The sequence below is a fragment of the Streptococcus sp. HMSC10E12 genome, from assembly GCF_001807855.1.
Taxonomy (GTDB): domain Bacteria; phylum Bacillota; class Bacilli; order Lactobacillales; family Streptococcaceae; genus Streptococcus; species Streptococcus salivarius.
Genome location: NZ_KV791089.1, coordinates 22664 through 35703 on the forward strand (window position 1 = coordinate 22664; position 13040 = coordinate 35703).

A 13040-nucleotide genomic window follows, 5' to 3' on the forward strand; every position below is an offset into this window, starting at 1 on the left:
ATCTTGTTTGGCATAATGCCACAAAACAGGATGATGGTTCCTACAGAGTGACTATTTCAGCCAGCCAGCACAAGTGGAATTCAGGTAAGTACATCGTTCATGGCTATATTGTTGATGCTTCAGGTAAGAATATCGGCTTTGGGGCAACTTCAGCTGATGTGGTAGCACCTAAGAAAATCGGTTCAGCATCAAGAGGAAACTACGATGTTTTAAATAAGATTGTTTATCTCGATGCTGGTCATGGTGGCTATGATCCAGGAGCTTCTTACTTTGGTATTTCTGAAAAGAGCTTGACCTTGGCTATCCAAAGCCGTGTGAAAGCTAAACTAGAAGCAGAAGGTTATCAAGTTGTAACCACACGCACAAGTGATACCTATGTCGACTTGACGGATCGTTCACGTGCAGCTAATGCTTCTGAATCAGATATCTTCGTAAGTATTCACATCAATGCTTCAGGAAGTTCTGCAGCACAGGGTATTGAGACTTATTATTACCAACCTTACGCAGAATACCCATCACGTATTAATGCAACCTACCATGCTAATCCAACTCGATTGAGCATGAGTGAAACCTTGGCCAATGCTATCCAGTCTAGCCTGATTAATGCGACTGGAGCACAAAATCAGGGCGTGAAGCGTCAAACCTTTGCGGTCTTGCGTGAGACGACAGCTCCGGCAGTCCTTCTTGAACTAGGTTTCTTGTCAAATCCTCAAGAAGCAGCCCGTTTGAATACATCTGCTTATCAGGAGACTTTAGCTAACGCAATTGTGGCAGGGATTAAGTCTTACTATGAAAAAGAATCTAAAGTTTAAGTTATATGTTAACCCATCATTATGATGGGTTTTTATGCTATAATTGAGGTAAATACTAAATACAACAAAAGGAGTGCTTATGGCCTACGATTTACTCTTAGAGCGTTTTTTACGTTACGTCAAAATCAATACACGTAGTGATGAAAATGCAACAAGAACGCCAACGACACAAAGCCAGGTGGATTTTGCCTTGAAGGTTTTAAAACCAGAATTAGAAGAACTAGGTTTGTCCAATATCCATTATTTGGAAAGTAATGGTTACCTAGTGGCAACCCTTCCGGCTAACGATGACAAGTTAACACGTAAGATTGGTTTCATCTCTCATATGGATACTGCTGATTTTAATGCAGAAGGAGTTTCACCACAAGTTATTGACTCTTATGATGGAGGGGTCATTCCTCTTGGAAGTTCAGGTTATAACCTAGATCCAACCGATTTCCCTAATCTCAATAATTATCTTGGTCAAACACTTATTACAACTGATGGTACCACTCTTCTTGGGGCTGATGATAAGTCTGGTATTGCTGAGATTATGACGGTTTTGGCTTATTTGAAGGCTCATCCTGAAATCAAACATTGTGAAATTCGTGTAGGCTTTGGTCCTGATGAAGAAATTGGAATCGGTGCAGATAAATTTGATGTCGAAGATTTTGATGTCGATTTTGCCTACACAGTTGACGGTGGACCTTTGGGTGAATTACAGTATGAAACCTTCTCTGCAGCAGGAGCAGAACTTACCTTCCACGGACGCAATGTCCACCCTGGAACAGCAAAAGACCAAATGGTTAATGCCCTGCAGTTGGCAATTGATTTTCATAATCAGTTGCCAGCAGAAGAACGCCCTGAGTTAACAGATGGCTATCAAGGTTTCAACCATCTTCAAACCATGACAGGTACTGTTGAGGAAGCAAAATCTTCTTATATCATCCGTGATTTTGAAACAGAGTCTTTTGAAAATCGTAAAGCAGTCTTCCAAAAAATTGCTGACGAAATGAATAAAACTTATGGTCAGACACGAGTTGATTTGGTTCTTAAAGATCAATACTATAATATGCGTCAGGTGATTGAAAAAGATATGACGCCTGTTGAGTTAGCAAAAGAAGTCATGGAAGACTTAGATATTACGCCAGTCATCGAACCAATTCGTGGTGGAACTGACGGGTCTAAAATTTCATTCATGGGCATTCCAACTCCAAACTTATTTGCTGGTGGCGAAAATATGCACGGTCGATATGAGTTCGTTTCCTTGCAGACAATGGAAAAAGCCGTAGATGTTATTCTTGGAATTGTCAGTAAACCTTAATTGAGCTTGCTAAATACTGATTTTATGGTAAAATTAGAAGTAATGGAGGTGCTGAGATGATTAAAATTTTCGGCAAGTATCGTTACCATTGGCAACCCGAATTATCTTGGCTGATTATCTACTGGTCTTTAGCCATTACGCCAATCTTTATTGCGGCAGCCCTTCTATTCGAGTTGTACTCGGTGCCCTCACATATTTTGATGCTCTTCACTATTTTCGTTGCCTTATTTGGTTTAGGTTTCCATCGATACTTTATTATTGAAGATCATGGGATTCTGCGTATTGTTTCTTTCAATATTTTTAGACCACGCAAAGTGAAAATTAGTGATATTGAAAAAGTCGAAGTGATTAAAACTGGCTTGTGCCTTATTTTTAAAAATGGTAAAAAACGTCAGTTTTATATGAGAAAGTGGCCTAAGAAATATTTCTTAGATGCATTAGCCCTTCACCCTGATTTCAAAGGTGAGGTAGAGTTATTGGATCATATGACAAACTTTGATTACTTTGCCTTTTATGAGGAATCAAAAAAAGCCCTGAAGCTTAAACTTCGCAAATAAGGGCTTTAGTGGGACAAGACTTGACGGCAGTCAAAGTCTCAGGGCTATTTTCAATAATTTGATTGAGTTGGTCGCTGTCTCTGAACCTAACAATACCTTCGTCATCATAATCAAAGACGGGAGAGTAGGTTTGGCACAAACCACAAGCGATACATTTTTCTGGAATTAATGATACTTTCATAGTATTATTTTAAAATAGATTTATTGTTTTTACAAGGAGAATATCATGAGTAAAAAACCATGGGAAGATAAGGTTTCTGACGAAGAGTTGGAAGAAGTAGTTGACGCTGATTTTCTAGATGATGAAGATGAGTTTGAGGATTATGAAGAAGAGGAGGATGTCACTCCTTCAGATGAAAAACGCGAAAAAGGTGGCGGATTCATTAATTCATCATTCTTGACAGTCTTGCTTGGATTATTCTTTGTTATTGTTGTATGTATTTTGTTCTTTGTTTTCTATACTTCAAATGTTGGTGGAAACAAAACTGCGGAATCTAAGGAATCATCTGGATTCTACTCATCTTCAACTAGCAAAGTTGTTAAATCTTCATCTAGCAAGAAAGACTCAAACAAAGATGAGGAAAGTGAGAAATCTACTACAGAAAAATCTTCAAAAGAGAAATCATCTTCAACTAAAGCATCAAGCTCTTCTAAACATGTAGAAAAAGAAGATGCAACTGAGTCAGCTGAGACAGCACCATCAAGTGCTACGGCAGCAGCAGATGGTTCATCAATTGTTGTTCAATCTGGTGAAGGTGCTGGTTCTATCGCTGCACGTGCAGGTATCTCTGTAGATGAGTTGGAACGTCTTAACCCTGATCACATGACAAGTGGTTACTGGTATGCTAACCCAGGTGATGTGGTTAACGTTCAATAATTTTAAAAGCAAAGGAACATCATGAAAGATATTAGAATTGCTATTGATGGTCCTGCGTCAAGTGGAAAAAGTACAGTAGCCAAGATTATTGCAAAAAATCTTGGCTATACTTATCTTGATACAGGTGCTATGTATCGATCTGCAACCTATTTGGCCTTGCAGAATGGTTTGACTGAGGAAAATGTACCAGAAATTTTGGAGCAACTATCTCAACATCCGATTTCATTCGGAAAAGCAGCAGATGGTAGTCAGCAAGTTTATGTTGGTGATGTTGATATTACACACCCAATTCGTGATAACCAAGTCACCAATAATGTTTCTTGGGTAGCAGCCATTCCTGAAGTTCGTCAAGAACTCGTTGCGCAACAACAACGTATTGCTCAAGATGGGGCTATTATCATGGATGGTCGTGATATTGGTACTGTGGTTTTGCCTGATGCAGAACTTAAGATTTTCTTGATTGCTTCTGTTGATGAACGTGCAGAACGTCGTTATAAGGAAAATATTGAAAAAGGGATTCCTGCTGACCTTGAGACTCTAAAAAAAGAAATTGCTGAACGAGACTATAAAGATAGTCATCGTAAGGTGTCGCCTCTTAAACCAGCGGAAGATGCCATCACTTTTGATACTACAGGTGTATCTATTGATGGTGTTGTAGAATTTATTCAAGAAAAAGCAAAAAAAATTATTGACAAAGGATGACTCACTTGTTATACTATAAACAATGAGAAAAGCAGAAGTGAGAACTTCTCGCCTTGCGACTTAGGTTGTCTGGCCCAACATGTCAAATCCCTTAAGGGATATTATGTGTGCGGGCTTGTATATCAAGTCCGCTTTGTTTTTCTCTAAAAAAATAAAGAGGTGAAGATCATAGCTAAGAAAGATCTATTCATTAACGATGAAATTCGCGTTCGCGAAGTTCGTCTAGTTGGTCTTGATGGTGAACAATTGGGAATTAAACCATTGTCAGAAGCGCAAGCTATTGCAGATGATGCAAATGTTGACTTGGTTCTCATCCAACCACAAGCTACGCCACCTGTTGCGAAGATTATGGACTATGGTAAGTTCAAATTTGAGTATCAAAAGAAACAAAAAGAACAACGTAAGAAACAAAGCGTTGTTACCGTTAAGGAAGTTCGTTTGAGTCCGGTTATTGATAAAGGTGACTTTGAAACTAAACTTCGTAACGGACGTAAGTTCCTTGAAAAAGGGAACAAGGTTAAAGTTTCTATCCGCTTCAAAGGTCGTATGATTACTCACAAAGAAATCGGAGCTAAGGTCTTGGCGGAATTTGCTGAAAAAACGCAAGATATTGCGATTATCGAGCAAAGAGCGAAGATGGATGGACGTCAAATGTTCATGCAACTTGCACCAATTCCTGACAAAAAATAATTGTCAAACTAACACTATTTTAAGAGGAGAATTTTAAAATGCCAAAACAAAAAACACACCGCGCATCAGCTAAACGTTTCAAACGTACAGGTTCAGGTGGATTGAAACGCTTCCGTGCCTTCACATCTCACCGTTTCCACGGTAAAACTAAAAAACAACGTCGTCACCTTCGTAAAGCATCAATGGTACATTCAGGTGACTTTAAACGTATCAAATCAATGCTTTCACAAATGCGTTAATCCGCTAAAAGCATTACAAATTAACTAAACTAGAAATAATTCGGAGGAATATATAAATGGCTCGTGTTAAAGGTGGCGTTGTATCACGCAAACGTCGTAAACGTGTATTGAAACTTGCTAAAGGTTACTATGGTGCAAAACACATCTTGTTCCGTACTGCAAAAGAACAAGTAATGAACTCTTACTACTATGCATACCGTGACCGTCGTCAAAAGAAACGTGATTTCCGTAAACTTTGGATCACACGTATCAATGCGGCAGCTCGTTTGAACGGTTTGTCATACTCACAATTGATGCACGGTTTGAAATTGGCTGAAATCGAAGTTAACCGTAAAATGCTTGCTGATTTGGCAGTTAACGATGCAGCAGCTTTCACAGCTCTTGCAGATGCAGCTAAAGCAAAACTTGGTAAATAAGAATTAAGATGAGTGTTACTCATCTTTTTTTGTGGAGGTAATAATGATTCGTTTAGCAAAAACTGAAGATATTCCGAGATTACAGGAGCTTTTAGAGCAGATTCTTATTGTTCATCATCAAGCACGTCCTGATGTTTTTAAGTCAGAAGTCAGTAAATTTACAGATACTGAGCTAGAAGAAGTGATTAATGATCCAAATAAACCTATTTTTGTTTATGAGGATGAAGAAGGACGTATCTTGGGTCATCTTTTCTTAATTATAAACGAAGTATCTGAGAAGGACGGTGCTCAAAAGGCTCATAAGTCTCTTTTCATCGATGACCTATGCGTTGATAAGGAAGCTCGAGGGCGAAAATTAGGGGAGAAGCTTTATCAATTTGCCTTGGACTATGCTAAGGAACTAGGTTGTTATAATCTGACACTTCACGTATGGAATGATAATGCGGGTGCTGTACGTTTTTACGAACGTTTAGGTATGAAACCGAGATATACAGAAATGGAAACCATCCTAAAATAATACGTTTTCATGAGAGAAATTTAACTTACGAGGAATAAAAATTTTTGATATGCTGAAAGAGAACTTTTAGAAATGGAGAATTTTAATGCCTCGTAATTTTAAAGAAGCTTTGCTTTTTACGATTTTAATGTGTGGAATGATGGTCTGTGGGATGAGTCTCTGGAATCTTCTTATCCTTGATTGGACTGGAGTAGTTCCCTTTGCTTGGGGTCACTTTTTCCAAGGTTATCTTCCTGGATTTGTGGTTGCTTTCTTACTGGATATGCTTTTGGTAGGACCACTAGCCAAGACAATTGCATTTGCTATTTTACATAAAGTAAAAGCCCATGATAAACGATGGGCGAAGATTTTGGTGATTTCTGGAACTATGGCGCTATTCATGGTAACCTTTATGTCGCTCTATGGCTTAGTGTACAACGGTCAGTCGGTGACGCTCTCATCCTATGGCCGTGCTTGGTTGACAAATGTTATCATGGCCTTACCACTTAATTTTCTAGTAGTTGGTCCCATCTCACGCTTTATCTTGGGAAAACTGCAAAAACCATTACCTGGTGAAGAAGTCGTAGAGAATTTTGAAGATGATGACGAATTACCAACTATAATCTAAGTATAGAACTGGAAAGAAACTCCAGTTTTTTTATATTAAAAGCAGCCACGGATGTGACTGCTTAATGATGACTAGTTTTTCTTTTTCATTTCACCATGTGGGTAGTAAGTTCCCTCTGGCATATCGTTAATGAAAACATGAATAGCTTCTTTAGGTGCTTTTGCAACACGTGATACAACCTCAGTAACTTCGCGAGCAAGTTCGATTTTTTGTTCTTCAGTACGACCTTCAAAGAGATCAATTTTTACAAATGGCATAATGCATCTCCTTAGTTTTGATAGTCCTATTATAGCATTAATTAAGAGAATATTCTAAAGTTTTTGGAAATTCTTGAAATGATAATATTGCAATGCTACAATGCGAGTGATTTCAATAGTAGAGCCTAAAGTAAAAAGAGGCCGGTAGCTAAGAGAAAGCGTTTCTAGTTGAAAGCAATAGTATTACTTTTGATTCGATCATTCCTGATTTTGGAAATGTTTTACATGCTATTCAAAATGGTAAGGCGTCTGTGATGATAGGTAAGAGATTGCATTTTTTATTGGCTTTATTTATAAAGGATGAAAACTCTTACTAAAAGTGGTAAAATAGTGCTAACTAGACACAGTAAGGAGTAAATTATGACAATTGATTTTCGTGCCGAAGTTGATAAGCGCAAAGATGCTTTGATGGAGGACCTTTTTGGTCTTTTGCGTATTAACTCAGAACGTGATGACAGTAAGGTTGATGATAAGCACCCATTTGGTCCTGGACCAGTAAAAGCTTTGAAACATTTTCTTGCTTTAGCAGAACGTGACGGCTATAAAACTCGTAATATCGATAATTATGCTGGTGACTTTGAATTTGGTCAAGGTGATGAAGTTTTGGGTATCTTTGCACACTTGGATGTGGTTCCAGCTGGTAGCGGTTGGGATACAGATCCTTATGAACCTGTAATCAAAGATGGCAAACTTTATGCCCGTGGGTCATCAGATGATAAAGGCCCAACAATGGCTTGTTACTATGCCTTGAAAATTATTAAAGAACTCGAGCTTCCAGTATCTAAGCGTGTGCGCTTCATTGTTGGTACTGATGAAGAATCTGGTTGGGGCGATATGGAATATTACTTCGCTCATAATGGATTAAAAGATCCTGATTTTGGTTTTTCACCTGATGCAGAATTCCCAATTATCAATGGTGAAAAAGGTAATATTACAGCCTATCTCCATTTTGAAGGTCAAAATGATGGGGACTTTAGTCTTGTGTCCTTTAATGGTGGTTTGCGTGAAAATATGGTTCCTGAATCAGCAAGTGCAGATTTTACTGGACCTATCACTTTGAAAGAACTCGAGGGCAAATTAGCAGACTTTGTTGCGGAACAAGAAGTAACTGGTCAAGTTACCGAAGAAGCAGGTGTTTTCCATGTGACTATTCATGGGAAATCAGCTCATGGTATGATGCCTCAAAATGGTATTAATGGGGCAACCTACTTAGCACTCTTCCTTAGTCAATTTGATTTCCAAGGCAATGCTAAAACGTATTTGGATTTAATTGCTGAAACACTTCATAAGGATTTCTTTGCTGAAAAGACAGGTCTTGCCTATACAGATCCTAAGATGGGTGAATTGACCATGAATGCAGGTGTATTTAACTTCTCTAAGGAATCAGAAGATAATACGATTGCTCTGAATTTCCGCTATCCTCAAGGGGTTTATACGGACGCTATTAAGGCTGATCTTGAAAAACTCGAAGGTCCTAAGGCGGTTAGTCTCTCAGAACACGGTCATGTGCCACACTATGTACCAGTTGATGATCCTATGGTAGAGACTCTTCTTTCAGTCTATGAGAAACAAACAGGGCTTAAAGGTCATGAACAAATTATTGGTGGCGGAACATTTGGACGTCTCCTCAAACGTGGTGTTGCCTATGGAGCTATGTTCCCTGGTTATGTCAACACGATGCACCAAGCAAATGAGTTTACTGAGGTTGAAGACTTGTACCGTGCTGCTGCCATTTATGCAGAAGCTATCTATGAGTTAATCAAATAAAAAAGAGAGACAGTTTTGTCTCTTTTTTGAGGAGGAAAATATGGAAACACTTGAAGAATTAACACAAGCAATCATGTCCGATGAACAAAATAAAGCTTTTACGGAACAAGGTATAAAACCTTTGTTTACCATTCCAAAAACGGCACGAATTAATATCGTAGGCCAAGCTCCTGGTATTCGTGCCCAAGAGTCCGGCCTTTACTGGAATGATCCTAGTGGTGATAATCTCAGGGATTGGATGGGGGTTTCACGCGAAGAATTTTATGAATCTGGCATGTTTGCTATTGTGCCAATGGATTTTTATTTCCCAGGTCATGGAAAATCAGGTGATTTACCTCCTCGCAAAGGATTTGCAGATAAGTGGCATGAGAAAGTTCTTGCTTTAGCTCCTGATATTCAATTGACGATATTAGTAGGTAACTATGCACAGCGTTACTATTTACATCAAAAATCATCGGCAAAATTAACGGATACAGTTAAGCATTATAAAGATTATCTCCCAGAGTTTTTTCCTCTCGTTCATCCCTCTCCTAGAAATAATATATGGCAAGCCAAAAATCCATGGTTTATGGAAGAAGTAGTTCCAGATTTGAAGGCCTTGGTCAAAAAAATCTTAAGTCAATGATTTCTGATATATGAACTTGGGTTGTCATTAGGTATTGTTATCAAATTAATGAAGCAACATTTAGAACATGTCCAAATGATATAAAGATTTGAGCCCCTTGGGGCTCTTTTTGATACTTTAACAAAAAGAGTCGCAAAAATAATTAACAAAACTTTAATATCAAGCTTATATTGTGCAATTTAATTCTAATTTTCAGAAGAAGTAACATATAAAATTAAGGTAGCTATCCTTTTAAACTAAAGAATCAATTAAATAATACTTACAAATTGAAAATGAGTGTAAATTTTTGGAAATATTAAGACAATTCTATTGACAGAAAGTTTAAAAGTGATAGACTTTAGGTGTTAAGAAAATATAGAAGGAAATTTGTGATATGGGAAGAAAAGATTCACAACGTTTTTCAATCAGAAAGTATAGCTTTGGAGCTGCTTCTGTTCTTTTGGGTACAACCATTCTTGCGATGGGGGCAACTGGTGTACATGCAGATGAGGTTTCAACTTCAGCTGCTACTGATATACCGCTTAGTGCTTCTGTACTAACAGATACTGCTGCTGATCCGGCAACAACTGTTGATCATTCAGAGAAGCAAGTTGTTTCTGTTAAAGAAGAAGGAAATACCACTGTAAAAACAAGTGTTGTTACAACTGATAGTCTTGAGGATGCTAAAACTTCTGCGGTAAAAGAAGGGGTAGAAGTCGAAGAAACTGCACCTCAAACACATACATCCCTAGAGGGTGCTATTGCTGACAATCAAGCTCAATCAAAAGAGATTAATACGGTTGTTTCTGATTATCAGAAAGCAAAAGAAAGCCACAAAAAAGATGTAGCTGAGTATGATAAGGCTAAGGCTGAGTACGATGCTAAAGTGGCCGAAAAAGCAGCAGCTGATAAAGCAAACGCTGCTTCTAAAGCACAGTATGATACTGATCAAGCTGCTTATGAAAAAGGGTTAGCTAAGTACCAAGCTGATAAAAAAGCCTATGATGCAGCATTGGAAGAGTATAATGCTCAAAAATTAACTTATGATTCTAAAGTAGCCGAAAAAGCAGCTGCCGATGCAGCTAATGCTAAGTCAGAAGCTGATTATAAGGTACAGTTGGCTGTTTATGAAACTGCTAAGAAGAACTATGAAGCTGCTATGGCTCAGTATAGCAAAGACAAGGCAAAATATGATGCTGAGAAGGAAGCTTATGATGCTAAAGTAGCTGAAAAAGTTCGTACAGAAATCGAAAACAAGGCTGCTCAAGAGCAGTATGAGAAAGATTTAGCTACGTATAATGCCGCTTATGAAAAATATCAAACCGATTTAGCTGCCTACAAGACTGCCAAAGTAGCCTACGATGCTAAAGTAGCCGAAAAAGCAGCAGCTGATGCAGCTAATGCAGAAGCTAAAGCTAAGTATGATGCGGAAATGGTCACTTACGAAGCAGCCTTGTCTGAATATAAGACAAATAAAGCTTTGTATGATGCCGCTCTAGCTGAATACAATACGAAAAAAGCAGCTTATGATGCTAAAGTAGCTGAGAAAACACAAGCAGAAATTACTGATAAGGCAGCTCAAGAGCAATATGAGAAAGATCTTGCTGCTTACAATACGGCTTACGAAAAATATCAAACTGATTTAGCTGCCTACAAGACTGCTAAAGCAGCCTACGATGCCAAAGTAGCCGAAAAAGCAACTGCTGATAAGGCAAATGCGGAAGCTAAAGCCAAGTATGATGCAGAAATGGCTGTTTATAATACAGCTAAAGCACAATACGATAAAGATTTACAAAAATACCAAGCTAAGAAAGCGCAATACGATAAAGATAAAGCAGCCTATGATCAACTTGTTGCTATTAAAGCAGAAGAAGATGCTGCAAAAGCTAAGTATGAAGTTGAGCTTGCAAAATACAATGTAGATTTAGAGCAATACGGCAAAGATTTTGCTACCTACCAAACAAAACTTGCTGAATATCAAACAGCTTTGGCACAGTACAAAGATGCTAAAGCAGCCTATGATAAGTACATGAATGATAATGGTTTCCAAGATCTAAAAGATGTAGAAACTGTTCAAGATTTGACCTTCCAACGTGAAGGTGGAGCCATTCATACCATCGATGGCATCAGTGCTTATCTCACTCGTGATGCTCAAGCTCGTTTGAATACAAGCAATGTACATCAGTATGATTCCAATAAATTGGAAGCTTCAGATATTGTAGCAACTAGTCCTTGGGCCAATAATGAAACTGAATTTATTCAAATTAAGGAAGGTGACAAATTTGTTGTAACCTATGACAATTTGAATCAGTCAAGCATGCGTGAAAATACAGATATGCATCCTATCAAGCGCGTGATTTACCGTTATGAAATTCTTACTCTTCCATCAAATGACGGTAAAGGAATTGCAGCAGTTAATGCGGACCCAACTGTAACTCTTACAGTCGGTGCTTCAACAGACCAAAATAAACCCGTTAAAGTTGCTGTAGATATTGAATTTTACGATGGTAATGGCAATAAGTTTGATTTGACACAGCATAACGCTATTGTTGCCCTTAATTCCCTTAACCACTGGACAGGTGCTTCTTATGTGGATAGTGGAGATAAACCTCGCGCACTTACAGTAGAAGCTAAAGACAAAAATGGTAATACCGTTCGTGGAAGTTGGAATCCATATGCAGATGGTTCATCAATGAGCATTGAAAACAATGCAGTTGTTGTAAAAAATGGAACAGCTGACTTTGGTACTGCTGATGTCACTATCTCTGCTGAAAACCCAATCAAGATTGTGGCACAAAAAGCAACGTGGAATGGTAGTGAATTTACAGTTAGTGAAGAAACTGTTATTGACGCAACTTCAGTCAATGTTTCAGGTGCTGGGAACGGTCACTCTATTGGAACAGATGAGTTCACATTAGATGGTAAAGATGATGTTATCGGTTCTTATACGATTGATCCAACTTCAGGACGTATCATCTTTACTCCTAAGAAGAAATTTGAAAATGTGGAGCACCAAGAGTCTGTAAATATTGGCAATAATAGATATATTCCAATTCCAAATTCAAGTGTTTCTTATGATGCTGCGACTAAAGAAGTAACCTCCTTTAAAGATAACCAATACATTGAACATGGATCTATCTTTAATGGTGAATCTTCAACGACTCTTGAAGGTTGGGACAATCCATCTTCTCCATACCTCTATTATGGTGGAGCAGGATTGAAGATGGCTGATGGTCACTTGGTATTTACGGCCAATGGAGCTAATGCTGCTGGTCAACCGACAGTATATTGGTTTGCGATTAACTCAAATGTTGGTATTCCAAAAAATCCAGGTGAAGCGCCAAAAGAGCCAACAGCTCCTGAAGAACCAAAGGCTCCAACACCACCAACGATTACATTGGAAGTTCTTCCAGCGGTACCAACAGAACCAACTCCGCCAACAGCCCCTACGGCACCAACAGAACCTAACTATACAGTTGTTACAGTTGATTCAGAGCAACCTAAGGCACCAACAGAACCAAAAGCACCAACGCCACCAACTCCGACAGTTGTTGAAGTTCCTGCGGAACCAAGCAAACCAGAAGAACCTAAAGCTCCAACACCACCGACAGAACCTAACTACACTGTGGTTACAGTTGATGCAGAGGAACCTAAGGCTCCAACAGAACCAAAAGCACCAACGCCACCAACTC

General features: G+C 38.6%; 15 protein-coding genes and 1 other annotated feature. Of the genes, 13 read left to right on the forward strand and 2 right to left on the reverse strand.

Translation table 11 applies throughout. The annotated features are described in order from the left end of the window. The 3 genes from HMPREF3112_RS11630 to HMPREF3112_RS04930 all read left to right on the forward strand — a co-directional run. The coding region (locus tag HMPREF3112_RS11630) for an N-acetylmuramoyl-L-alanine amidase (protein ID WP_256262660.1) at nt 1-812 on the forward strand (812 nt) is incomplete at its 5' end. A gap of 79 nt (nt 813-891) precedes the next feature. Beyond that, nucleotides 892-2115: a peptidase T gene (gene pepT / locus HMPREF3112_RS04925; protein WP_070438473.1), complete on the forward strand. Its 1224-nt coding sequence runs from the start codon at nt 892-894 to the stop codon at nt 2113-2115. Between the two features lie 56 nt (nt 2116-2171). Beyond that, nucleotides 2172-2672 carry an EbsA family protein gene (locus HMPREF3112_RS04930; RefSeq protein ID WP_002884906.1) on the forward strand — a complete coding sequence of 167 codons (501 nt, stop codon included), beginning with the start codon at nt 2172-2174 and terminating at the stop codon, nt 2670-2672. Here HMPREF3112_RS04930 and HMPREF3112_RS10960 read toward each other — a convergent pair. Next, nucleotides 2656-2853 (reverse strand): ferredoxin, encoded by a 198-nt coding sequence (locus HMPREF3112_RS10960; protein WP_002884882.1) that lies wholly within the window; start codon nt 2851-2853, stop codon nt 2656-2658. The genes HMPREF3112_RS04930 and HMPREF3112_RS10960 overlap by 17 nt on opposite strands. A 45-nt stretch (nt 2854-2898) precedes the next feature. Between HMPREF3112_RS10960 and HMPREF3112_RS04935 the strand changes: the two genes are divergently transcribed. From HMPREF3112_RS04935 to HMPREF3112_RS11635, 7 genes are all read left to right on the forward strand, one after another. Further along, nucleotides 2899-3549: an SAG1386/EF1546 family surface-associated protein gene (locus HMPREF3112_RS04935; RefSeq protein ID WP_002885112.1), complete on the forward strand. Its 651-nt coding sequence runs from the start codon at nt 2899-2901 to the stop codon at nt 3547-3549. Between the two features lie 21 nt (nt 3550-3570). Beyond that, nucleotides 3571-4251, forward strand: a complete 681-nt coding sequence (gene cmk / locus HMPREF3112_RS04940; RefSeq protein ID WP_002885119.1) for a (d)CMP kinase — start codon at nt 3571-3573, stop codon at nt 4249-4251. Between the two features lie 23 nt (nt 4252-4274). Continuing rightward, nucleotides 4275-4397 (forward strand) — a sequence feature (ribosomal protein L20 leader region). Nucleotides 4398-4410: 13 nt separating this feature from the next. After that, on the forward strand, nt 4411-4941 hold the full coding sequence (gene infC, locus HMPREF3112_RS04945; protein ID WP_002885108.1) for a translation initiation factor IF-3: 531 nt from the start codon (nt 4411-4413) through the stop codon (nt 4939-4941). A gap of 38 nt (nt 4942-4979) precedes the next feature. Further along, a complete protein-coding gene (gene rpmI / locus HMPREF3112_RS04950; protein WP_002885093.1) occupies nt 4980-5180 on the forward strand; it encodes a 50S ribosomal protein L35 in 201 nt (66 codons plus the stop codon). A 56-nt stretch (nt 5181-5236) separates the two neighbouring features. After that, the gene (rplT, locus tag HMPREF3112_RS04955) at nt 5237-5596 is read left to right on the forward strand and encodes a 50S ribosomal protein L20 (RefSeq protein WP_002885090.1); all 360 of its coding nucleotides are present in this window, start codon (nt 5237-5239) and stop codon (nt 5594-5596) included. A gap of 43 nt (nt 5597-5639) precedes the next feature. Then, nucleotides 5640-6113, forward strand: a complete 474-nt coding sequence (locus tag HMPREF3112_RS04960; protein ID WP_070438476.1) for a GNAT family N-acetyltransferase — start codon at nt 5640-5642, stop codon at nt 6111-6113. 85 nt (nt 6114-6198) lie between these two features. Continuing rightward, a complete protein-coding gene (locus HMPREF3112_RS11635) occupies nt 6199-6720 on the forward strand; it encodes a DUF2798 domain-containing protein (protein WP_004182590.1) in 522 nt (173 codons plus the stop codon). A 71-nt stretch (nt 6721-6791) separates the two neighbouring features. Here HMPREF3112_RS11635 and HMPREF3112_RS04970 read toward each other — a convergent pair whose 3' ends face one another. Then, a complete protein-coding gene (locus HMPREF3112_RS04970; RefSeq protein ID WP_002885057.1) occupies nt 6792-6977 on the reverse strand; it encodes a 4-oxalocrotonate tautomerase in 186 nt (61 codons plus the stop codon). A gap of 360 nt (nt 6978-7337) precedes the next feature. Between HMPREF3112_RS04970 and pepV the strand changes: the two genes are divergently transcribed. From pepV to HMPREF3112_RS10965, 3 genes are all read left to right on the forward strand, one after another. After that, a complete protein-coding gene (pepV, locus tag HMPREF3112_RS04975; RefSeq protein WP_070438477.1) occupies nt 7338-8744 on the forward strand; it encodes a dipeptidase PepV in 1407 nt (468 codons plus the stop codon). 40 nt (nt 8745-8784) lie between these two features. Next, nucleotides 8785-9369: a uracil-DNA glycosylase family protein gene (locus HMPREF3112_RS04980; protein WP_064520638.1), complete on the forward strand. Its 585-nt coding sequence runs from the start codon at nt 8785-8787 to the stop codon at nt 9367-9369. A 373-nt stretch (nt 9370-9742) separates the two neighbouring features. After that, nucleotides 9743-13040 (forward strand): GbpC/Spa domain-containing protein (locus HMPREF3112_RS10965; RefSeq protein ID WP_256262661.1); only part of this gene is annotated, 3298 nt, incomplete at its 3' end.

Excerpts from the sequence above, each read along its gene's own strand:
- rplT (WP_002885090.1), top strand. The coding sequence starts at position 5,237 with ATGGCTCGTGTTAAAGGTGGCGTTGTATCACGCAAACGTCGTAAACGT.
- HMPREF3112_RS10960 (WP_002884882.1), bottom strand. The coding sequence starts at position 2,853 with ATGAAAGTATCATTAATTCCAGAAAAATGTATCGCTTGTGGTTTGTGC.
- cmk (WP_002885119.1), top strand. The coding sequence starts at position 3,571 with ATGAAAGATATTAGAATTGCTATTGATGGTCCTGCGTCAAGTGGAAAA.
- HMPREF3112_RS04980 (WP_064520638.1), top strand. The coding sequence starts at position 8,785 with ATGGAAACACTTGAAGAATTAACACAAGCAATCATGTCCGATGAACAA.
- rpmI (WP_002885093.1), top strand. The coding sequence starts at position 4,980 with ATGCCAAAACAAAAAACACACCGCGCATCAGCTAAACGTTTCAAACGT.
- pepT (WP_070438473.1), top strand. The coding sequence starts at position 892 with ATGGCCTACGATTTACTCTTAGAGCGTTTTTTACGTTACGTCAAAATC.
- HMPREF3112_RS04935 (WP_002885112.1), top strand. The coding sequence starts at position 2,899 with ATGAGTAAAAAACCATGGGAAGATAAGGTTTCTGACGAAGAGTTGGAA.
- pepV (WP_070438477.1), top strand. The coding sequence starts at position 7,338 with ATGACAATTGATTTTCGTGCCGAAGTTGATAAGCGCAAAGATGCTTTG.
- HMPREF3112_RS04960 (WP_070438476.1), top strand. The coding sequence starts at position 5,640 with ATGATTCGTTTAGCAAAAACTGAAGATATTCCGAGATTACAGGAGCTT.
- HMPREF3112_RS04930 (WP_002884906.1), top strand. The coding sequence starts at position 2,172 with ATGATTAAAATTTTCGGCAAGTATCGTTACCATTGGCAACCCGAATTA.
- HMPREF3112_RS04970 (WP_002885057.1), bottom strand. The coding sequence starts at position 6,977 with ATGCCATTTGTAAAAATTGATCTCTTTGAAGGTCGTACTGAAGAACAA.
- HMPREF3112_RS11635 (WP_004182590.1), top strand. The coding sequence starts at position 6,199 with ATGCCTCGTAATTTTAAAGAAGCTTTGCTTTTTACGATTTTAATGTGT.